The sequence below is a fragment of the Brevundimonas sp. UBA7506 genome (assembly GCF_002479495.1).
Classification (GTDB): domain Bacteria; phylum Pseudomonadota; class Alphaproteobacteria; order Caulobacterales; family Caulobacteraceae; genus Brevundimonas.
In genome coordinates this window covers 578,188-597,483 of sequence record NZ_DLNQ01000015.1, presented here as the reverse complement: position 1 = coordinate 597,483, position 19,296 = coordinate 578,188, and the positions used below count along the sequence as shown (strand labels likewise).

Sequence of the window (19,296 nt, the reverse complement as noted above, 5' to 3'; positions counted from 1 at the left end):
GGCCGGGGTTTGGCGTTGGAGCGCTCAGATGGCTGATTTCGCCCCCGGACTGGTCACCGTTTTCGGCGGCTCGGGCTTTGTCGGAACCCAGGTGGTGCGAGCCCTGGCCAAGCGCGGCTGGCGCGTGCGCGTCGCCGTGCGCAAGCCCGCCCTAGCCTATGAACTGCGCATGGCCGGCGACGTCGGCCAGATCCAGACCGTCCGCTGCGACATCACCGACAAGGCCGCCGTGGCCGAGGCGATCAAGGGCGCCGACGCCGTGATCAACCTGGTCGGCATCCTGTTCGAGACCGGCGGCCGCAAGTTCGAGGCCCTGCACGTCGAAGGCGCCGTCAATGTCGCCGAGGCCGCCAGGGCCGCGGGCGTCCAGCGCCTGACCCATATGTCGGCGATCGGCGCCGACGTGAACGGCAAGGCCGCCTACGCCCGCACCAAGGGCGCCGCCGAGGCCGCCGTGCGCGCCGCCTTCCCCGGCGCCGTGGTCATCCGCCCCTCGATCATCTTCGGCAAGGAAGACGCCTTCCTGAACAAGTTCGCCGCCATGGCGACCTTCTCGCCCGCCCTGCCCCTGATCGGCGGCGGCGTGACCAGGTTCCAGCCGGTCTATGTCGGCGACGTGGCCGAGGCCATCGCCCGCGCCACCGTCGCACCGGAAGCCGAAGGCAAGACCTTCGAGCTGGGCGGACCCTCGGTCTGGACCTTCAAGGACATCCTCAAGTTCATTCTGCGTGAGACCAACCGCGATCGCTTCCTGGTCCCCGTGCCCTTCTTCGCCGCCCGTATCCTGGGGTCGCTGGCGCAGATTCCGGCGGCGATCGGCCTGAAGCCCGCCCTGACCAAGGACCAGGTCCTGCTGCTGGAGAACGACAACCTCGTCTCGCCGGGCGCCGAGGGTCTGGCCGAACTGGGCGTGGAGGCCACGGGTCTGGAAGCCATCGCCCCCAGCTATCTGTTCCGCTACCGCGTCGGCGGCCAGTACGCCGAAAGCCCGGCGGCGGCCTGATCGGGGCCAGTTACAAAAAGCCCCTCGGGACGCTGTCCCGAGGGGCTTTTCTTTGGGCGTTGACCTCTCCTCCCCACCATGTGGGGAGGTGGCGCGGCGGCGAAGCCGACGTGACGGAGGGGCCGCTTTCGCAGGAGCCCCTCCACCGCTACGCGGTCCCCCTCCCCACAGAGCGGGGAGGAAAGAAAGTTACAGCGCCCCGGTCACGGCCAGACCGACGATCCCCGCCACGCCCACCACGATGCGCCACCAGGCGAAGGGGCCGAAGCCGCGCTTCGACACGAAGTCGAGCAGGAAGCGCACCACCACCAGGGCCGTCAGGAAGGCGGCGACGAAGCCCACCGCGATCAGGCCGAAGTCGCTGAAGTCCAGAACGTCGCGGTTCTTGAACAGGTCATAGGCCACCGCCGCCCCCATGGTCGGCAGGGCCAGGAAGAAGCTGAACTCGGCCGCCGAACGCTTGTCGGTCTTGAGCAGCAGGCCGCCGGCGATGGTGGCGCCCGAGCGCGACACGCCGGGGATCATGGCCAGGCATTGGAACAGGCCGATCAGGAAATAGATCCGCATCGGATAGCGGTCGGCGTCCAGATAGACCGGGAACTTGTCCACCCGATCCAGCCACAGAAGCAGCAGCCCGCCGACGATCAGGGCGCTGCAGATGACCAGGGGCGTCTCGAACAGCACCGTCTTGATGAAGCCGTAGGCGAAGAAGCCGATGACGGCGGCGGGCAGGAAGGCGACCAGCAAGCCGATCAGGAAGCGCCGCGCGGCCGGATCGAAGGGCCAGCGCGTCGCCAGCGTCCACAACCGCTTGAAATAGACGCTGATGATGGCCAGCAGGGCGCCCAGCTGGATGACGATCTCGAACGTCTTGCCGGTGCTCTCGAAGCCGAGGAAATGCCCCAGCAGCAGCAGGTGTCCGGTGGACGACACCGGTATGAATTCGGTCAATCCCTCGACCAGACCCAGAAGGATCGCCGTCAGCCAGTCCGCCATGGAAACTCCGTCTCGACCGGCGACGGTTCGTCCGCCCCGGGCAGGCTTCTTCCTTAGCGCCCCGGACAAGACGCCGCCATTGGCGGATGCGCGGTTTTGCGCGACAAGGGCGGGGATGACCGCCTCCGCCCTCGACGACGCTCACGCCACGACCCGCCGCATCACCGCCCTGTCGGTGGGCACGGCGACGATCCTGATCGTGATGAAGGCCTTCGCCCTGGGGGCCTCGGGCTCGGTGTCGATCCTGGCGACCCTGGCGGATTCCGCACTGGACCTGATCGCCTCCCTGGCGACCTTCTTCGCCGTGCGCTGGGCGGCGGCGCCAGCGGATCCCGAGCATCGCTACGGCCACGGCAAGGCCGAGGCTCTGGCGGGTATGGTGCAGGCGGGCCTGATCTTCGCCTCCGCCGTCTTCATCGGCTGGGAGGCAGTGCAGCGCATCTTCGATCCCCGGCCGGTCGCCGCAGGCGGCTGGGCCGTCGGCGTGGTCGTCGCCTCGATCGCCGTCACCCTGTGGCTGGTGTGGATGCAGACCCAGGCCTTGAAGAAGACCGCGTCCCTGGCCGTGGCGGGCGACCGCGCCCACTACGCCGCCGATCTGGCCGCCAATGTCGTGGTGCTGATCGGGGTGATCTCGGGCGCCTATCTCGGCGCGCCCGGGCTGGACGCGGCGGCGGGTCTGGTGGTGGCGGTCTGGCTGTTCTGGGGCGCCATCTCGCTGCTGCGCGAGTCCGCCGATCACCTGCTGGACCATGCCGGCCCCGAGGAAGCGCGCGTGACCATCGCCGCCGCCGTCCTGGCCGATCCGCGCATCTCGGGCCTGCACCAGCTGCGCACCCGCATGGCCGGGCAGGTGCTGATGGTGCAGATGCATGTCGATCTGGATCCGCAACTGACGCTGGAGGCCGCTCACGCCATCGTGGTCGAGGCCGAGCAGCGCATTCAGGCCGCCTTCCCCCACGCCGACATCCTGATCCACGCCGACCCGCGCGGCCGGGCCGAACTCCACGCCGCCGCCCCCTCCGTCGCCGCGTCCGAGGCCCCGGTCGAGCCCGTGGCGAGCCGCCCCGGCCCCTGGTCATAGGCTGCGACGCGGGGTCGCGGTAAACGGAGCCTTAACGTGCATAGGCGCATGGGTGGAACAATGTCCGCGCCCGCCGTCCTCTATCATTTCGCCTTCCATCCCGGCTCGCGCACGGCGCGTCTGGCCCTGGGCGAGGCGCGCATCGATTTCGGCGAGGAACCGGTCAAGCCGTGGGAAGAGGACTGCCCCCTCTTCGACCTTAACCCCTCGGGGATGCCGCCGGTCCTAAGCGTGGCCGAAAAGGGCAAGACCCTGACCCTGTGCGAGACGGACGCCATCCTCGGCTGGATCGAGGACCGCTCCAAGGGCGACGTCCTGATGCCGGCCGACATCGGCGAGCGCGCCGAGGCGCGGCGGCTGGCGACCTGGTTCAACCGCCGCTTCATCGACGAGGTGGACGCCGTCCTGTTGCATGAGCGGATGGAAAAGCCCCTGCTGCGGCTGGGTCCGCCCGAGGCCCGGATGCTGCGCGAGGGCCGCGACGCCCTGCGCGTTCATCTGGCCATGCTCGAGGCTCTGGCCGCCGGGCGTGAGTGGCTGGCCGGGCGCCGGCTCAGCCAGGCCGACCTGATCGCGGCCGGTCATCTGTCGGTGCTGGACTATTTCGGCGAGATCACCTGGGCCTCCTATCCGTCGCTGAAGACCTGGTATTCCAAGCTGAAGTCGCGCCCCTGTTTCCGGACGCTGCTGAGCGATCGCTTCCCCGGCGTCCATCCCGCCACCTGGTACGCCGACCTCGACTTCTGAGGCTAACAGAGGCAAAGGCCCCGTCATGGCGGCCGATCCCCGCATCTTCATCCGACAACGCGCCGCCGAGCTGGGCTTCGGCGTGTGCCGCTTCGCCTCGGCCAGCGAACCGTGGAGCGCAGGCGAGAAGCTGGCCCACTTTGTCGAAGCGGGCCGTCACGGCGACATGGGCTGGATGGAGACGACGCTGGAGCGCCGCGCCCACCCCACCGCCATGTGGGACGGGGCCAAGACCGCCATCGTTCTGGGCATGAACTACGGCCCCGAGGCCGATCCCCTGCCGGAACTGCAGGATCGCTCAGCGGGCTACATCTCCGTCTATGCGCGCGGCGACGACTATCACGAGGTCATCAAAGGGCGTCTGAAGATCCTGGCGGGGCAGATGGCCGCGCGTCTGGGCCAGGAGGTGAAGGTCTTCGTCGACACCGCTCCCCTAATGGAGAAGCCCCTGGCCCAGCGCGCCGGTCTGGGCTGGCAGGGCAAGCACACCAATCTGCTGAGCCGCACCCACGGCAACTGGCTGTTCCTGGGGGTCATCCTGACCGCCGCCGAGATCGAACCGGACGAGGCCGAAACCGAGCACTGCGGCCGCTGCACCGCCTGTCTGGACGCCTGCCCGACCAACGCCTTTCCCGCGCCCTTCCAGATCGATGCGCGTCGCTGCCTGTCCTATCTCACGATCGAATACGCCGAGCCTTGGCCGGTCGAGTTTCGCATCGCGACGGGGCCGCGCATCTATGGTTGCGACGACTGTCTGGGCGCCTGTCCGTGGAACAAGTTCGCGCAGGGCGCGTCGGAGGCGCGGCTGCACGCCCGCGGCAGCTTGAAGGGGCCGCGCCTGGCCGACCTGCTGGCGCTGGACGATCCCGCCTTCCGCGCCCTGTTCACCAAGAGCCCGGTCAAGCGCATCGGGCGCGACCGGTTCATCCGCAACGTCCTCTATGCGGCGGGGAACTCAGAGGACGCGGCCTTGATCGCGCCGGTTGAGACCCTGCTGGACGACCCGGCGCCCGTGGTGCGCGGGGCGGCGGTCTGGGCGCTGTCGCGGCTGGATGGAGAGCGGTTCGCCGCGCTGCGCGAGGCGCGGCTGGCGGGCGAAGAAGACGAGAGCGTCAAAGCCGAATGGTCCTTCTCCCCTTGAGGGAGAAGGTGTCGTGCGAAGCATGACGGATGAGGGGTGACGACGGCGCCCTGATAGAAGAGATCGACGTCAGCGCCGCGCGTTTCGAGCGCAGCGCTAACACCCCTCATCCGAGCGCCTTCGGCGCCCACCTTCTCCCTCAAGGGGAGAAGGGTCTTTAGACGTCGGCCTGTCCCACGCCGCGACCGCCGCCCGGCACCGGGGCGACGTCCAGCAGCTTCAGCCGGAACACCAGGACGGCGTTTCCGGGGATCAACGGCGGGCCGCCCGCTTCGCCGTAGCCCAGTTCCGGCGGGACATAGAGCAGCCACTCGTCGCCGGGTTTCATCAATTGCAGGGCCTCGGTCCAGCCGGGCACGACCTGCTCAGGCGAGAAGACGGCGGGCGAGCCGCGCTTGAACGAACTGTCGAAGACGGTGCCGTCGGTCAGGCTGCCTTCGTAGTCGACGCGCGCCAGATCGTTGCGGTCGGGATGGACGCCGCCCGCCGGACCGCTAGTCACGACCTTGTACTGCAGGCCCGACGGCAGGGTCTGCACCCCTTCCGCCGAGGCGTTGGTCTTCATGAAGGCGGCGGCCTCTTCCGCGTTCTTCGCCAGATCCGCGCCCGACACGGCGGGCTGGCGGTTGCAGGCGGCGACCGCCAGCAGGGCGGCGGCCGAGGCCGCGACGAGTGCGGGCTTAGCCCATGCGAAGTTCATAGCCACGTTCCTTGAGGGCTTCGCCGATTTCCTCGGCATGACGGGCGTCGCGGGTCTCGACCATGATGTCGAACTCGGCGCCCTTGGCCGGCACGTCCAGCGCCAGCCGGTTGTGCACGACGTCGATGATATTGCCGCCCAATCCGCCGATGACGGCGGCCATGGCCGACAGCATGCCGGGGCGGTCGTCGCCCAGGATGCGATAGACGATCAGGCGCTTCTCGCGGACCATTTCGCGGTTCAGCACCACAGCCAGCATGCGGGCGTCGATATTGCCGCCGGTCAGCTCGATGCCGACCTTCATGCCCTTGAAGCGTTCCGGGTTGGCCAGGATGGCGGCCAGACCGCCGGCCCCGGCGCCCTCGGCCACCGTCTTCTCCAGCGTCGCCAGCAGGGCCACGCCCTTTTCGAAGTCGGCCTCCTCGCAGACAAAGACCTCGTCGATCAGGCTGTCGGCCAAGGCGAAGGGGATTTCGCCCACGGCCTTGATGGCGATGCCCTCAGCGATGGTCTGGCCGCTGCATTTGGCGGGCTCTCCGCGACGACGGGCGGTGAAGGAGGGATAGCGAGCGGCCTCGACGCCGAAGATCTTGATGTCCGGCTTCATCGCCTTGGCGGCGATGGCGCTCCCGGCGATCAGGCCGCCGCCGCCGATGGGGATGATCAGGGCGTCCAGTTCCGGCGCGTCCTCGATGAACTCCAGGCCGCAGACGCCCTGGCCCGCCACGATGCCCTCGTCGTCGAAGGCCGAGACGAAGACGTAGCCGTGCTCGGCCTGAAGCCGCTTGGCCTCCTCGGTCGAGCCGGAAAAATCGAGACCGTGGATGACGACATTGGCGCCGTGGGCGCGGGTGCCGTCCACCTTCACGAAGGGGGTGCCCTCGGGCATGACGATGGTCACGGGCACGCCCAGGCGGCCGCCGTGATAGGCCAGGGCCTGGGCGTGGTTGCCCGCCGAGGCGGCGACCACGCCACGCTTCATTTCGTCCGGCGTCAGCTGCAGCAACCGGTTCAGGGCGCCGCGCTCCTTGAAGCTGCCGGTGAAGTGCAGGTTGTCGTACTTGATCCAGATCTCGGCGCCGGTCAGCTGGGACAGGCGACGCGAATAGCGGACGGGGGTGCGGTCGACCTGACCGGCGATGCGTGACTGCGCCGCGCGGATGTCGTCGATGGTGACGGTCATGAAGCCCCTGAAAACGTTTCTCGGCCGGTCTCTGCGTCCGGTCTCCGGCGCCCTTTTGGCCCAGCCCGCGACGCCGGGCAACCTTGACTCGTCTCACCTTCGGGCGTCATTCCCGTGGAGCTTGAAACGCGTTCCGGGAGCTCCCTCCATGTCGATCCGTCGCCCTTCCCTCGCCCTCGCCGCCGTTCTGGCCGGCGCCCTGACGCTCGGCGCCTGCGCCACCACGCCCATGGGCGGCGCGACCGGCGCCGGTTCGACCGATTTCAGCGCCGACGCCTTCGCCTGGTCGGCCCGGGCGGGCCAGGCCTCGATCGAGGGCCGGGTCGCCTTCGCCCAGGACGGCAAGAGCTTTCACTGCGTCGGCAACGTCGGCCTGATCCCCGACACCGGCTATACCCGCGCCCGCATGCAGCGCCTCTACGGCTCGACCGACCGCGCCGCGGTCCCCGCCGCCGTGGTGCGCGCTCGTTCGGCCGGCGAGCAGGCCGCCGACTATCGCGCCTTCGAACGCGCCCAGCCCTGCGCCGCCGACGCCTTCCGCTTCACCGGCCTGCCCGACGGCAGCTGGTTCCTGATCTCGCCGGTCAAGGCGGGAGACGACATCATGGTGGTCATGAAGCGCGTCCAGACGCGCGGCGGGCGCATGGTCAGCGTCACCCTCGGAAGTTGAACCGACCAGGGGACCGGCGTTCGCCATCCTTTGGCCTTATCGGGCCGCTCTCTGAACTGATCCATTCCTGGACAGTCGGGGAGCGCGTTCTTGTCCCAGCATAATATCATCGGCTCCGAGGCCTTCGGCCGGCGCCCGTTCGTCATCCTTCGCGGCGTCAAGGCAGGCGGCATCCGTCGCCGTCGTTCCGGATCAGCCATGGCCTATGTCATCGTCGCGATTCTGGCCTTGTCGGCCGGCGCGGCCGTCGCCGCCTTCGCGCTCGGCCCCCTGCTGGTGCAGCCCGCCGACGCGGCGACCGCCGCTGACGCCGCGCCCACGCCGGCCCTGCAGGGCGTAGCTACGCCGGTCGCCGCTCCGGCGTCCTAGGGACCGACGAAACTCAAGGCCTCGGCGAAGAGTTCGCCGCGGCTGCGCACCCCCAGCTTCTGATAGGCGTGTTTCAGGTGGGTGCGCAGGGTCTCGATGGAGATGTCCAGCGCCTGGGCGATCCGACCGGTCTCGACCCCCGCCAGCAACATCTCGATGATCCGTCCCTCGGACGGCGTCAGCAGATGGTTCTCGATCAGGGCCTGAAAGCGGATTTCGCTGCGCGCCCTCTGCAGGGTCAGACCGATCAGGGCGCTGGGCGGGGCGCAGACCTCGCGCGCCCAGGCCACCCAGTGACGTCCGCCCTCGCCCGGCACGACGGCGCAACCCGCCTCCTCGGGCCGGGCCGCAGCCACCAGGCCCGCGATGATCGGCGAGCGCGGCGCCAGACGTCCGTCGCAGACCTCGAAGGCCTCGCCGTCGTCGCGCAGCGCCCGCGCCGCCTCGTTCATCCACATGACGTCCAGATCGCGCGTGACGATCAGACGGGCGCGACGCTCGCCGTCGACCCAGTTGGCCAGGGCGCGCCCGCAAAGGGCGTTCGGCGCGCCCTCATCGGTTGAAACCGCGCGGCGTCGATCACCCGACACGCGACGGTCGGCCGAAAACCAGAACGGCTCCTGCGACGCCTCAGGGGCGAAGCCGGTCTCAACTGAACCCTGTCTCACACCGACACTCCAAGCTCAGGCCGCCCCCGTCCGACCGGTTGTTGCACCACCCGTTTCACGCAACGCCACAATCCTGACGGATTTCACCATACCTCAAAATATTCTCGGCTACATCCCACAGATTGGTGATGCCAAAGAACATGACGCAACGTAATTTCCAACGCTGGTCACATGTATTTTGCACATCGAATACTGATACAAGAAAGACGTAATCAATACCCGGAGAAGTATATGCACAAAATGAAGTGAAACAACGATTACTAACAATAGGTTAATAATATAAATTGCTGAAATAACGAAGTTTTTTCAGGATCGCCCAGAACACCTCGCCCTAGCAGCCCGCGGATCGACGCTGAAAAGCCTCCGCTAGACTTCTCCCCGAGTTGAAACCTGTCGCGCCGCCAATGCACGCCAGGACCACGGCGCGCGCCCCCTCCTCCCCCGGGTTCGCACGCCATCCAGACCCTGACACGCCGATCGCCACCACCGCGCTAGCGGGATCGGCGCGCCAAAGGGCGGGCCGGGCGAAGACGCATCCACGGCTTCGCTCAAACATGGGCGCTTCGGCGCGACGGCCTCACCGCGGAATCGCACGCCCCCCAGCGTTCCGCCCGACTGGAGTCGTCGCCGAAGCGCCAGGCCTGCGCCCGACGCTCGGATATTTCTTCGCGATCTTCGCCAATATGGAGAAAATTGACATCGCGTCTCGCGCCAGGCGCGCGCGATTTCGGAAACTATTTCTCGCCAAACAGGGAGACATTCACGCCTTCAGCCGGAGGATGAGATGTTCAAGAGCCTGTTCACCGAACACCCTAGGTCCGTCGGCGAAAGCTATTTCGAGCATATGGGCATGTCGGCCTCTTTCGGGGCCGCCATGTTCAAGGGGGCCGCGGCCTGCTTTGTTCACGCCCTGATCCCCGGCCTGTGCGTCCGCACCGGCAGCGGCGTGGTCAGCGACCTGCATCACCGCATGGTCACCCACCGCAACAAGTCGACCTGCGCCGAACAGACCACCGCAGCCCCGGCCGCCGCCGATGTTTGATCGCCTGCCGACAGCCAAGACCGACAGCCTCATGATGCTGGGCCGACTGATGCAGGCCGACCCGCGCGCCGACAAGATCGACCTGGGCGTCGGCACCTATCGCGACGAGACCGGCGCCATTCCCATCATGAAGGCGGTCAAGACGGCCGAGGCCCTGCTGCACGCCGAGCAGACCTCCAAGGGCTATGTCGGCCCCGCCGGCGATGCGGCCTTCGCGCTCGGCCTTCAAGCCGCGACCTTCCCCGACCTCTCGCCCTCGCTCAAGGCCCGGATGTCGCGCATCCAGACGCCGGGCGGGACCGGCGCCCTGCGCCTGGCGCTGCAGATCATCGCCCAGGCCAACCCGGCGGCCCAGGTGTGGATCGGCACGCCGACCTGGCCCGCCCACCTGCCGATCATCGCCGCCTGCGGCCTGACCGCGCGGACCTTCGATCACCTGACGGCGGACGGCGGCCTGAACCGCGCCGCGCTGGACGAGGCCCTGGCCCAGGCGGCGCCGGGCGATGTCGTCCTGCTGCACGGCTGCTGCCACAACCCGACGGGCGTCGATCTGGACGCCGACGCCTGGCGCGCGGTGGCCGATATCGCGACCGCCAAGGGCCTTCTGCCCCTGATCGACCTGGCCTACCCCGGCCTCGGCGACAGCGTCGAGGACGACGTGGCCGGCGTCCGCATCCAGCTGGAAGGCTGCGAGAACGCCCTGATCGCCCTGTCCTGCTCCAAGAGCTTCGGCCTCTATCGCGACCGGACCGGCGCCCTGCTGATGCTCAGCAAGGCCGAGGCCACCGCCGCCAACCTGGCCCAGGTCGCCGCCGGTCACGCCCGCCTGCTGTGGTCCAACCCGCCGGATCACGGCGCCGCCCTGGTGCGGATCATCCTGTCGTCGGACGAGCTGACCGGCCTGTGGCGGGCCGAACTCGATGCCATGCGCCTGCGCGTGAATGCGCTGAGGGCGCAACTGGCCGCCCTGCCCCTGCCCCGACTGGACCTGTCCGCCCTGTCGCGTCAGCGCGGCATGTTCGCCCTGTTACCCCTGTCGGAAGCCTCGGTCGATCGCCTGCGCCAGGACCACGCCGTCTATGTGGACGCCTCGGGCCGCATCAATGTCGCGGGGCTGAACGCGGGCAATTTCGAGCGGTTCGCGACGGCCCTCGCTTCGCTGGACTGAGGCGTCGCGCAAGCGTCACGGAACCGGAAACGCCCTGACCCGCTGAAAGGACTTCACCCTTTCAGGAGCAGGCGAATGAGCGTTCTCGGGTCCATTCTCGGCGGCATTTTCAAGAAAAAGAAGGACGAGCCCGCCGCACCGGCGGCGCCCGCGCCTGCGCCGACTGCGGCGCCTGTCGCGCCTCAGGCCGCGCCCGCTGCACCCGCCGCCGCAGCCCCGGCGCCCGAGGTCGATGTCGCCGGCATCCTCGACTTCATGAACGACCAGAAGGCGCAGAAGCTGAACTGGCGCACCTCCATCGTCGACCTGATGAAGCTGGTCGGGCTGGAATCCTCGCTGGCCGAACGCAAGGAACTGGCCGACGAACTGGGCTACACCGGCGACAAGTCGGACAGCGCCAGCATGAACATCTGGCTGCACGCCCAGGTGATTCAGAAGATCAGGGACAACGGCGGGCGTCTGCCCACCGATCTGTGAGCTGCGTCTCTCGCGAGGGGGTGCGCGACCGCGCCCTCTCGCGCTAAGACAGGATCATGAGCGACGTCGATCCGAGTCTTGATGGCCCTCCCTGGGAGGAGGACGTTCCCGAGCGGGACGAGAACACCGACGATATGTTCGGCGCTCCCGCCGCTGCGCCTGAACCTGTAGCGGCGCCCGTCGCCGCTGCCGCGCCCCCGCCCGCCAAGGCCGAGCCCTTCGCGGACGAGCCCGCCGACGACGGCGCCTACAAGGTTCTGGCGCGTAAATATCGCCCGCGCGCCTTCGAGGACCTGATCGGTCAGGAGGCCATGGTCAGGACCCTGACCAACGCCTTCGCCACCGGTCGCATCGCCCACGCCTTCATGCTGACCGGGGTGCGCGGCGTCGGCAAGACGACGACCGCCCGCCTGCTGGCCCGCGCCCTGAACAACGAGACGGACACCATCGACAAGCCGTCGCTGGCCCTGTCGGCGCACGGGCGTCACGACGCCGCCATCATGGCTGGCCAGCACATGGACGTCATGGAGATGGACGCCGCGTCCCACACCGGCGTCAACGACATCCGCGACATCCTGGAGAGCGTCCGCTACGCGCCGGTCGAGGCCCGCTACAAGGTCTATGTCCTCGACGAGGTTCACATGCTGTCGACGCAGGCGTTCAACGCCCTGCTGAAGACGCTGGAGGAGCCGCCGCCCCACGCCAAATTCATCTTCGCCACCACCGAGATCCGCAAGGTCCCGGTGACCATCCTGTCGCGCTGCCAGCGTTTCGACCTGCGCCGCGTCGAGCCGGAAGTCCTGGTCGGCCACCTGGGCCGCATCGCCGACCGCGAAGGCATGAAGATCGAGCAGGAGGCCCTGGCCCTGATCTCGCGCGCGGCCGAAGGCTCGGTGCGCGACGGCCTGTCCTTGCTCGATCAGGCCCTGGTTCAGGCCGAAAGCGGGGCGACGGTGCAGACCGCCACCGTGCGCGACATGCTGGGTCTGGCCGACCGCACCCAGACCATCGCCCTGTTCGAATCCGTCATGGCCGGACGCACCGCTGAGGCGCTGGAAAACTTCCGCACCCTCTACGGCTATGGCGCCGATCCGGTGCAGGTGACCAATGACCTGCTGGAGCACTGCCACGCGGCCTCCGTCGCCAAGATGCTGGGCCCGAACGCCACCCGCCTGCCCAATGATCAGGCGCAGAAGCTGACGGCGCTCGGCGCGGCGATTTCCGCCGGAACCCTGTCGCGCACCTGGCAGATGCTGCTCAAGGCCCTGGACGAGGTGCGGCGCGCGCCCAACCCGGCGGATGCGGTGGAAATGGCCATCGTCCGTCTGGCCTACGCCGCCGACCTGCCGGGACCGGAAGAGGCGCTGAAGGCCATCCAGTCGGGGGGGACCCTGCCGGGCGGCGGCGCGGGCGGTCCGCGCGGCGGCGGCGGTGGAGGCGGCGGCGCCTCGGCCATGCTGGCGGCGCGGCCTGTGGCCCAACCCGCCTTGCCCAATCCCCAGACTTTCGAGGCCGTGGTCGCCCTGATCGGCGACAAGCGTGAGATCACGCTGCAGATGGACGTCGAGCGCTATGTGAAGCCGGTGTCGTTCAAGCCCGGCGCCATCGTCTATGAACCGGCGGCGGGTTCGCCCGTCGATCTGGCGCGGCGTCTGGCCTCGCGGCTCAAGGAATGGACCGGCCGCACCTGGCTGATCGCCGCCAATGGTCAGGGCGGCGGCGAGACCCTGATCGAGATCGAGAAAAAGGCCCGCTCCGCCCGCCGTGCGGCGGTCGAGGCGGACCCCTTCGTGGTGTCCATCATGCAGGCCTTCCCCGGCGCCGAGATCAAGGAGATCAAGACCCTGGCCCCGGCGGTCGAAATGCCCGCCATCCCGGAAGACGACGAGGACGACTGATCTCCTCCCCACTATGTGGGGAGGTGGATCGGCGGCGTAGCCGACGAGACGGTGGGGCTCGGTTGAGCGTGGCGCCGCCGGCCCCTCCACCGCTACGCGGTCCCCCTCCCCATTGCATGGGGAGGAGAGAAGAAGCGCTTACAGGATCTGCGCGGCTTCCTCGAAGTCTAGGCGGGGCGAGCGCGGGAACAGGTTTTCGTCGGTGCCGTAGCCCAGGTTCATGATGAAGTTCGGCTCGACATTGCTGTCGGGGAAGAACTCGGCCTTCACGCCGGCGGCGTCGAAGCCCGACATCGGCCCCACATCCAGACCCAGGGCGCGCGCCGCGATGGTCAGATAGCCGCCCTGCAGCGAGGCGTTGCGGAAGGCGGCTTCGCGACGACCCGCCTCGTCCAGGAACCAGTCGCGGGCCCCCGGCGCGTGCGGGAACAGCCTGGGCAGGGTCTCGTGGAAATCGATGTCCTGGGCGATGATCAGGTTGACCGGGGCGGCCAGGGTCTTGGCGCGGTTGCCCTCGCTCATGTGGACCGACAGGCGCGCCTTGGCCTCGGGCGAGGTGACGAAGACGAAGCGGGCGGGCGTGGCGTTCACCGCCGTCGGGCCGAACTTGGTCAGGTCGTAGAGCTTACGGATCAGGTCCTCGGAGACCGGGCGATCGCTCCAGCCGTTGCGCGTGCGCGCCTCGGTGAACAGCTGGGCCAGGACAGAATCGGAAACCGGAACGTCGCGGGCGGCAAGGGCGTCGAACGCCATGAGAAAAGCTCCTGAACAGGATTAGCAACTTCAGTTGTGGCGAATATGGCCTGTCGCGCGCCGCCGTCAAGAGGACTGCTACAAAATCTGTTGCTGATTTGAACCGCTGTTCTGCAAGAGGGTCTGGAGCCGGACTGCGGATCGCCCTATCTAGGGAGAATGAAAGACCTCAACGCCCTGATGCAACAGGCCCAGGCCATGCAGCAAAAGCTGCAGGACGCCCAGGCCAAGATGGCCGAAACCACCGCCGAGGGCACCTCGGGCGGCGGCCTTGTCTCCATCGCCCTGAAGGGCCCTGGCGAGATCACCTCGGTGAAGATCGACGACAGCCTGATGACCCCCGGCGAGGGCGAGATTCTGGCCGACCTGATCGTCGCCGCCCACGCCGACGCCAAGCGCAAGCTGGACGAGGTCAACAACGCCCTGATGCGCGAGGCCGCCGGCCCCATGGCCGGGATGAACATCCCGGGAATGCCGAAACTCTTCTGATGGCCGCCTCCGCCGGGCCGGAAATCGAACGGCTCATCAGCCTTCTGGCCAAGCTGCCGGGCATGGGTCCGCGCTCGGCCCGGCGCGCGGCCCTGGCCCTGCTGAAACGGCGCGAGCAACTTCTCGTGCCGCTGGCCGCCTCGCTGGCCGAGACAGCGGACAAGGTCGTCAACTGCTCGGTCTGCGGTTCGCCCGACACACGCGACCCTTGCTCGGTCTGTTCGGACACAAGCCGCGACAACGCCCTGATCTGCGTCGTTGAAGAGGCCGGCGCCCTGTGGGCCATGGAGCGGTCCGGCGCCTTTCGCGGCAAGTATCACGTTCTGGGCGGGCTGCTGTCGGCGCTGGACGGCGTCGGGCCCGAACAGCTGCGCATCGCCGAACTGATCGGCCGAGCGAAAGGCGGCGAGGCGCGCGAGGTCGTCCTGGCCCTGCCCGCCACCGTCGACGGCCAGACCACGGCCCACTACCTCGCCGAGCGCCTGTCGGCGGCCGGGGTGGAGGTCACGTCGCTGGCGCGCGGCGTCCCGGTCGGCGGCGAACTGGACTGGCTGGACGACGGCACCATCGTCCAGGCGTTGCGGGCGCGCCGACCCGCTTAATCCCCAACCTCGGTCATCCCGGACGCAGGCTCGCTGACGAGCCGAAGATCCGGGACCCAGGCGTTGGAGATTTGCAGGCTGCTTCTCTGCTGGGAGCCGCCGCCTGGGTCCCGGATCGGCCTGACGGCCGTCCGGGATGACGGAAGGCAGCGTCTGCGGCTGCGCTTTCAACCGCCCGCGACTCCGGCTAGGAACGGAGCATGAACACGCTCGAACTCATCCTGCTGGTCGTCGCCGTGGCTGCCGTGGCCGGCTTCTTCTGGGCCTTCATGGGCTGGCAGAAGGCCAAGGGGGCGCTGGACGCCGCCGACGCCCGGCTGGAGCTGATGGAGGAGAGCCGTGACTCCATGGCCGAGTTCCTCAAGGCCCAGGCCTCGCAGTCGGCCGAGGCCGTGGCGACCAAGCTGGTGGCTCGCGCCACCGAGACCTTCCAGGCCCAGGACCGCGTCGCCCGTGAACGGATGGAGGCCCAGCTCAAGCCGGTCTCCGAAACCCTCGCCAAGTTCCAGGAACATGTCACGGCGCTGGAGAAGACCCGCGCCGAGGACACCGGCGGCTTGAAGGAGCAACTGGCCGCCCTGATGACCGCCTCGACCGCCACCCGCGACGAGGCGCGCCGCCTGACCGAGGCGCTGAAGGGCAATACCGGTCGTCGCGGCCGCTGGGGCGAGCAGACCTGCCGCAATGTGCTGGAAGCCGCCGGCATGGCGGGGCGCTTCGACTTCGAGGAGCAGAACTCCTCGGCCAACGACGAGGGGCGCCAGCAGCGCCCGGACTTCATCGTCAAACTGCCCGGCGGCGGCATGTTCGTCATCGACGCCAAGGTGTCCCTGGCCTTCGCCGACGAGGCGGACGGGGATGACGAAGCCCAGGCCCAGGCCATGTCGCTGCGCACCGCCGCCAGCATGAAGACCCACGTGCGCCAGCTGTCGTCCAAGGCCTATCAGGACCAGTTCAAGCCCAGCCCTGACTTCGTCGCCATGTTCGTGCCCGGCGACGCCTTCCTGGCCGCCGCCCTGGATCACGAGCCGGACCTGATGACCCAGGCCATGGCCTCGCGCGTGGTCATCGTCACCCCCACCACCCTGTTCGCCCTGTGCAAGGCCGTCGCCTATGGCTGGCGCGCCGAGGAGCAGGCCAGGAACGCCGAGGACGTCGCCAGGCTGGGCAAGGAGCTCTACAAGCGCCTGTCGGTCATGGGCGGCCACGCCGCCTCGGTCGGCAAGGCCTTGGACGCGGCCGTCGGGCGCTACAACCAGTTCGTCGGCTCGCTGGAAAGCCAGGTCATGGTGTCGGCGCGCCGGTTCGAGGACCTGAAAGTCGACCACGAGGGCAAGGACCTGCCGGAACTGCCGCCCGTCGAACAGTCGCCGCGCGCCCTCAGCCGCCCCGAACTGCTGAACGCGCCCGCCGACTAGGGCTTGCTTGACGGCGCACGAGGCTGGTGTAAAACACACTTGTCAACTTTGGAGGGGCGGCGTGGCCGGCAAGCGTAAACTTCTCATCCAGTCCGCCGTGGGGCTCGGGCTGGTCGTTCTGGCGGCCTTCGTCACCGGCGGCGTGCTGGGCTTCATGAAGGCCAGCGGTCAGGACGTCATGTCCAGTTCAGCCGCGCTCTGGACCGTCGGCGTTTTCGCCGTGATCACCATGCTGATCGCCATGTGGGTCAGCCTGAAGTGGATGTCCTCCATCGACGAGGCGGCGCAGGAAGCGCACAAGTGGGCCTGGTATTGGGGCGGATCCAGCGGCATGGCCGTGGGCGGCGCCCTGGTCATCATGGCCTCGCTGCCGCAGGCCGCCGCGATCAATATTCCCGCCTGGTACTCGGACCGGGTCGATCCCGCCGCCTACGCCGCTACGGGCGCCTTCGCCATGCTGACCCTGATGCTGATCGGTTACGGCGTCGCCTGGGCATGGTGGTGGTGGGCGCGGCGCTGAGGAGGCTCGCATGAACAATCGCCTCAAGGTCCTGCGCGCCGAACGCGACTGGAGCCAGGCGCACCTGGCGACCGAGCTGGGCGTCTCGCGCCAGACCGTCAATGCGCTGGAGACGGGGCGCTACGACCCCTCCCTGCCCTTGGCCTTCAAGATCGCGCGCCTGTTTCAACTGCCGATCGAATCCATCTTCTCGGACGAGGATTAGTTCCGCCATGCGCATCGCCCGACTGTCTGACAGCCTTCGATCAGCCCTGACGGTCGGGGCGGCGCTGTCCGCCCTGCTGCTGGCGCCCTCGGCGATGGCGCAGGCCTCGTCCGCCGCCCCGGCCGCCGTCGTCGCCGCGCCCGCCGGTTCGGGTCCGGGCCTGTGGGTGGTCAAGGACGAGGATTCCACCCTCTACCTGTTCGGCACGGTCCATGTGCTGAAGCCCGACACGCCCTGGGGCACGGCGCGGGTCGACCGGGCTTTCGCCAGCGCCGACGAATACTGGTTCGAGATCGCCGATCTGAGCGACCAGTCGGGCGTCATGCCGATCATCCAGGCCAAGGGCGTCTCGCCCGATCGCCCCCTGTCCAGCCTGCTGACGGCGGAAGAGATGGCCGATCTCGACGCGGCCGCCCGCACCGTCGGCGCGACAGCGGCCCAGCTGGATCCGCTGCGCCCCTGGCTGGCCAGCCTGCAACTGGCCCTCGCCTCGATCCAGAAGGCCGGTTACGTGGCAGCCAACGGCGGGGATCAGATCCTGCACGCCCGCGCCGCCGCCACCGGCAAGCCCATCAAGGGCTTCGAGACCGCACCCCAGCAGATCGGCTTCGTCGCCGACATGACCGAGGACGCGCAACTGGCCCTGCTGCGCTCGGGCCTCAAGGAGTTCGATCAGGCGGACGCCATGCTCGGCCGCATGGTCAGCGCCTGGTCCGCCGGCGACGTCGAGACGCTGGACCGCCTGATCGGCCAGGAAATGAAGGCGGAATCGCCGGAAATGTACGCTGTGATGCTGACGCGCCGGAACCAGGCCTGGGCCGACCAGATCCAGACGCTCCTCGCCGGTTCGGGCACAGCCTTCATCTCGGTCGGCGCGGGCCATCTGGCCGGCGCCGACAGCCTGCAGGCCCAACTGGAACAGCGTGGAATTCGAGTCGAACGGCTCAGCGACTGACGAGGTCCACACCACGCGATTTTCCCCAGGCCCGGCCCCGCGCCGGGCTTTTTCTTTTCAGCCCCGACCTCTATGGTCCCTCCAGCGCGGTCGTAGTTCAGAGGTAGAACGTCAGCTTCCCAAGCTGAATGTCAGGGGTTCGATTCCCCTCGGCCGCTCCAACACTTAGCGGATTTTTGGGTGCCCGTTTTGCACCCGGTTTTGCAGTTTACGTTCTTGGACCGTTCTCGAGTCGGCGGATGGTGTCCCGCAGCAGCTCGTCCTTTTTGACGTAGCGGTCGATCATTCGATCCACTCGGGTTTCTGACCAGCCCACCACCATTGCGATTTCTTGCACGGTCAGGCGTCCGTAAAACCGGGTTGCCGCAGTCCCTCTTAGGTCGTGAAAGTGAAGCTTCAGGCCGGACTTCTTCAGGGCTTTGTTCCAGCTCGACCCGAAGCCTGAGCGCCAAGGAAGTCCGTCAGAGTTGGTCAGGATCGTCGTTGCGCGTTTGGGGATGCTGTCGAGCAATTGTCTCAATTCCTGATAAATTGGTATGATAACGGTTCGACGGTTCCGGCTCTTGCCAGTCGTAAACTCGATGGAATTCAGACCGACGTGAGACCATGCCATCTTCAGTAGGTCGCCCTGCCGTTGGCCGGTCAGTGCAGCAAGGCGAACAGCCCAGCTAATCTCTGGAGAGGCGACGTTGCAGAGCTTCTGAATGTCTTCCTGAGTCCAGATGATCTCCGAACGATTGGCCCTGTAGAGGCTTGGAATGCCTTTGCAGGGGTTAGCCTGAATATGGCCCTCTCCTACGGCATAGGAGAGCAACCGTGAGAGCACTTGAACGGCGTAGTCGGCGGTGCGTGGTGTCGCGCGCCATTGGTCGCGCCATTTTCGAATGTGCACTCGGATTTGAGGCCGGTCGAACTGCCTAAGAGAGAGAGTTCCGAAGTGCTCTTGGATACGGTCGATCCAAGGCGTCCACTGGCGTCGGGTGCTAGCTGCCAGCGTAGTGTAATCCTCACTTCCCCTAAAGCAGGTGCATAGCCAAGCGACTGTATGCTTGGGAGTTTGCCTACGCGTCGCCAGAGCCTCGTTTAGCTCCGCAATGAATTCCGGGGTTCCGGGCTTGCTGAGAAGGCGGGGGGCTCCTCTACCTCTCCATGCATAGTGATAGGTACGGCCCTTGGCGGTGACTACGTACACGCCTTTGAGGTCGATT

General features: G+C 67.8%; 22 protein-coding genes and 1 tRNA gene. 17 read left to right on the top strand and 6 right to left on the bottom strand.

The window, feature by feature from the left end; translation table 11 throughout:
• Positions 1–28: 28 nt before the first annotated feature.
• On the top strand, positions 29–1,003 hold the full coding sequence (locus B3K53_RS15635; protein WP_292085520.1) for a complex I NDUFA9 subunit family protein: 975 nt from the start codon (positions 29–31) through the stop codon (positions 1,001–1,003).
• A gap of 189 nt (positions 1,004–1,192) precedes the next feature.
• Here the strand turns inward: B3K53_RS15635 and B3K53_RS15630 are convergent, their stop codons facing one another.
• Positions 1,193–1,999, bottom strand: a complete 807-nt coding sequence (locus B3K53_RS15630; RefSeq protein WP_292085519.1) for an undecaprenyl-diphosphate phosphatase — start codon at positions 1,997–1,999, stop codon at positions 1,193–1,195.
• A 115-nt stretch (positions 2,000–2,114) separates the two neighbouring features.
• Here B3K53_RS15630 and B3K53_RS15625 point away from each other — a divergent pair, with 115 nt between their 5' ends.
• From B3K53_RS15625 to queG, 3 genes are read left to right on the top strand one after another with little or no spacing between them, the layout of a single operon-like run.
• Positions 2,115–3,083, top strand: a complete 969-nt coding sequence (locus B3K53_RS15625) for a cation diffusion facilitator family transporter (RefSeq protein ID WP_292085518.1) — start codon at positions 2,115–2,117, stop codon at positions 3,081–3,083.
• Positions 3,084–3,143: 60 nt separating this feature from the next.
• On the top strand, positions 3,144–3,830 hold the full coding sequence (locus B3K53_RS15620; RefSeq protein ID WP_292085517.1) for a glutathione S-transferase family protein: 687 nt from the start codon (positions 3,144–3,146) through the stop codon (positions 3,828–3,830).
• A 25-nt stretch (positions 3,831–3,855) separates the two neighbouring features.
• Entirely contained in the window at positions 3,856–4,971 is a 1,116-nt protein-coding gene (gene queG, locus B3K53_RS15615) for a tRNA epoxyqueuosine(34) reductase QueG (RefSeq protein WP_292085515.1), read from the top strand.
• 157 nt (positions 4,972–5,128) lie between these two features.
• On the opposite strand, the gene B3K53_RS15610 is transcribed toward queG, so the two are convergent.
• Together B3K53_RS15610 and B3K53_RS15605 are read right to left on the bottom strand one after the other, a co-directional pair.
• Complete coding sequence (locus B3K53_RS15610) at positions 5,129–5,671, bottom strand: FKBP-type peptidyl-prolyl cis-trans isomerase (protein WP_292085513.1); 543 nt, start codon at positions 5,669–5,671, stop codon at positions 5,129–5,131.
• Positions 5,652–6,854: a threonine ammonia-lyase gene (locus B3K53_RS15605; RefSeq protein WP_292085511.1), complete on the bottom strand. Its 1,203-nt coding sequence runs from the start codon at positions 6,852–6,854 to the stop codon at positions 5,652–5,654. Before B3K53_RS15605 ends, B3K53_RS15610 begins: the two co-directional genes overlap by 20 nt.
• 148 nt (positions 6,855–7,002) lie before the next feature.
• On the opposite strand from B3K53_RS15605, the gene B3K53_RS15600 reads away from it, so the two are divergent.
• Positions 7,003–7,524, top strand: coding sequence for a hypothetical protein (locus B3K53_RS15600; RefSeq protein ID WP_292085510.1), 522 nt, complete (start codon positions 7,003–7,005; stop codon positions 7,522–7,524).
• A gap of 90 nt (positions 7,525–7,614) precedes the next feature.
• Positions 7,615–7,893 (top strand): hypothetical protein, encoded by a 279-nt coding sequence (locus B3K53_RS15595; protein ID WP_292085509.1) that lies wholly within the window; start codon positions 7,615–7,617, stop codon positions 7,891–7,893.
• Here B3K53_RS15595 and B3K53_RS15590 read toward each other — a convergent pair.
• Positions 7,890–8,561, bottom strand: a complete 672-nt coding sequence (locus B3K53_RS15590) for a helix-turn-helix transcriptional regulator (protein WP_292085508.1) — start codon at positions 8,559–8,561, stop codon at positions 7,890–7,892. The two genes, B3K53_RS15595 and B3K53_RS15590, sit on opposite strands and share 4 nt — an antisense overlap.
• A 784-nt stretch (positions 8,562–9,345) precedes the next feature.
• Between B3K53_RS15590 and B3K53_RS15585 the strand changes: the two genes are divergently transcribed.
• The 4 genes from B3K53_RS15585 to B3K53_RS15570 all read left to right on the top strand — a co-directional run bounded on the left by B3K53_RS15585 (position 9,346) and on the right by B3K53_RS15570 (position 13,146).
• Positions 9,346–9,603, top strand: a complete 258-nt coding sequence (locus tag B3K53_RS15585; RefSeq protein ID WP_292085507.1) for a DUF6356 family protein — start codon at positions 9,346–9,348, stop codon at positions 9,601–9,603.
• Positions 9,596–10,771, top strand: coding sequence for an aromatic amino acid transaminase (locus B3K53_RS15580; RefSeq protein WP_292085506.1), 1,176 nt, complete (start codon positions 9,596–9,598; stop codon positions 10,769–10,771). The genes B3K53_RS15585 and B3K53_RS15580 overlap by 8 nt, the downstream gene beginning before the upstream one ends.
• A 75-nt stretch (positions 10,772–10,846) precedes the next feature.
• Positions 10,847–11,248 (top strand): DUF3597 domain-containing protein, encoded by a 402-nt coding sequence (locus B3K53_RS15575; protein WP_292085505.1) that lies wholly within the window; start codon positions 10,847–10,849, stop codon positions 11,246–11,248.
• A 56-nt stretch (positions 11,249–11,304) separates the two neighbouring features.
• Positions 11,305–13,146 carry a DNA polymerase III subunit gamma/tau gene (locus B3K53_RS15570; RefSeq protein ID WP_292085504.1) on the top strand — a complete coding sequence of 614 codons (1,842 nt, stop codon included), beginning with the start codon at positions 11,305–11,307 and terminating at the stop codon, positions 13,144–13,146.
• A gap of 138 nt (positions 13,147–13,284) precedes the next feature.
• On the opposite strand, the gene B3K53_RS15565 is transcribed toward B3K53_RS15570, so the two are convergent.
• Positions 13,285–13,899, bottom strand: coding sequence for a malonic semialdehyde reductase (locus B3K53_RS15565; protein ID WP_292085503.1), 615 nt, complete (start codon positions 13,897–13,899; stop codon positions 13,285–13,287).
• Between the two features lie 159 nt (positions 13,900–14,058).
• Between B3K53_RS15565 and B3K53_RS15560 the strand changes: the two genes are divergently transcribed.
• The 7 genes from B3K53_RS15560 (at position 14,059) to B3K53_RS15530 (ending at position 18,249) form a co-directional block, all read left to right on the top strand.
• Positions 14,059–14,388, top strand: a complete 330-nt coding sequence (locus B3K53_RS15560; RefSeq protein WP_292085502.1) for a YbaB/EbfC family nucleoid-associated protein — start codon at positions 14,059–14,061, stop codon at positions 14,386–14,388.
• Positions 14,388–14,990, top strand: coding sequence for a recombination mediator RecR (gene recR, locus B3K53_RS15555; RefSeq protein WP_292085500.1), 603 nt, complete (start codon positions 14,388–14,390; stop codon positions 14,988–14,990). The genes B3K53_RS15560 and recR overlap by 1 nt, the downstream gene beginning before the upstream one ends.
• 200 nt (positions 14,991–15,190) lie before the next feature.
• A complete protein-coding gene (locus tag B3K53_RS15550; protein WP_292085497.1) occupies positions 15,191–16,408 on the top strand; it encodes a DNA recombination protein RmuC in 1,218 nt (405 codons plus the stop codon).
• A gap of 61 nt (positions 16,409–16,469) precedes the next feature.
• On the top strand, positions 16,470–16,928 hold the full coding sequence (locus B3K53_RS15545) for a hypothetical protein (protein WP_292085495.1): 459 nt from the start codon (positions 16,470–16,472) through the stop codon (positions 16,926–16,928).
• Positions 16,929–16,938: 10 nt separating this feature from the next.
• Positions 16,939–17,133 (top strand): helix-turn-helix transcriptional regulator, encoded by a 195-nt coding sequence (locus tag B3K53_RS15540; RefSeq protein ID WP_292085493.1) that lies wholly within the window; start codon positions 16,939–16,941, stop codon positions 17,131–17,133.
• Positions 17,134–17,140: 7 nt separating this feature from the next.
• Positions 17,141–18,088 (top strand): TraB/GumN family protein, encoded by a 948-nt coding sequence (locus tag B3K53_RS15535; RefSeq protein WP_292085492.1) that lies wholly within the window; start codon positions 17,141–17,143, stop codon positions 18,086–18,088.
• An 86-nt stretch (positions 18,089–18,174) separates the two neighbouring features.
• A tRNA-Gly gene (locus tag B3K53_RS15530) sits at positions 18,175–18,249 on the top strand.
• Positions 18,250–18,296: 47 nt separating this feature from the next.
• On the opposite strand, the gene B3K53_RS15525 is transcribed toward B3K53_RS15530, so the two are convergent.
• A complete protein-coding gene (locus B3K53_RS15525) occupies positions 18,297–19,280 on the bottom strand; it encodes a tyrosine-type recombinase/integrase (protein WP_409515775.1) in 984 nt (327 codons plus the stop codon).
• Between the last annotated feature and the right edge of the window lie 16 nt (positions 19,281–19,296).

Coding starts and splice junctions, on each gene's coding strand:
- B3K53_RS15635 (WP_292085520.1), top strand. CDS start 29: ATGGCTGATTTCGCCCCCGGACTGGTCACCGTTTTCGGCGGCTCGGGC.
- B3K53_RS15540 (WP_292085493.1), top strand. CDS start 16,939: ATGAACAATCGCCTCAAGGTCCTGCGCGCCGAACGCGACTGGAGCCAG.
- B3K53_RS15575 (WP_292085505.1), top strand. CDS start 10,847: ATGAGCGTTCTCGGGTCCATTCTCGGCGGCATTTTCAAGAAAAAGAAG.
- B3K53_RS15535 (WP_292085492.1), top strand. CDS start 17,141: ATGCGCATCGCCCGACTGTCTGACAGCCTTCGATCAGCCCTGACGGTC.
- B3K53_RS15610 (WP_292085513.1), bottom strand. CDS start 5,671: ATGAACTTCGCATGGGCTAAGCCCGCACTCGTCGCGGCCTCGGCCGCC.
- B3K53_RS15565 (WP_292085503.1), bottom strand. CDS start 13,899: ATGGCGTTCGACGCCCTTGCCGCCCGCGACGTTCCGGTTTCCGATTCT.
- B3K53_RS15560 (WP_292085502.1), top strand. CDS start 14,059: ATGAAAGACCTCAACGCCCTGATGCAACAGGCCCAGGCCATGCAGCAA.
- B3K53_RS15600 (WP_292085510.1), top strand. CDS start 7,003: ATGTCGATCCGTCGCCCTTCCCTCGCCCTCGCCGCCGTTCTGGCCGGC.
- B3K53_RS15585 (WP_292085507.1), top strand. CDS start 9,346: ATGTTCAAGAGCCTGTTCACCGAACACCCTAGGTCCGTCGGCGAAAGC.
- B3K53_RS15570 (WP_292085504.1), top strand. CDS start 11,305: ATGAGCGACGTCGATCCGAGTCTTGATGGCCCTCCCTGGGAGGAGGAC.
- B3K53_RS15620 (WP_292085517.1), top strand. CDS start 3,144: ATGTCCGCGCCCGCCGTCCTCTATCATTTCGCCTTCCATCCCGGCTCG.
- recR (WP_292085500.1), top strand. CDS start 14,388: ATGGCCGCCTCCGCCGGGCCGGAAATCGAACGGCTCATCAGCCTTCTG.
- B3K53_RS15550 (WP_292085497.1), top strand. CDS start 15,191: ATGAACACGCTCGAACTCATCCTGCTGGTCGTCGCCGTGGCTGCCGTG.
- B3K53_RS15580 (WP_292085506.1), top strand. CDS start 9,596: ATGTTTGATCGCCTGCCGACAGCCAAGACCGACAGCCTCATGATGCTG.
- B3K53_RS15605 (WP_292085511.1), bottom strand. CDS start 6,854: ATGACCGTCACCATCGACGACATCCGCGCGGCGCAGTCACGCATCGCC.
- B3K53_RS15625 (WP_292085518.1), top strand. CDS start 2,115: ATGACCGCCTCCGCCCTCGACGACGCTCACGCCACGACCCGCCGCATC.
- B3K53_RS15630 (WP_292085519.1), bottom strand. CDS start 1,999: ATGGCGGACTGGCTGACGGCGATCCTTCTGGGTCTGGTCGAGGGATTG.
- queG (WP_292085515.1), top strand. CDS start 3,856: ATGGCGGCCGATCCCCGCATCTTCATCCGACAACGCGCCGCCGAGCTG.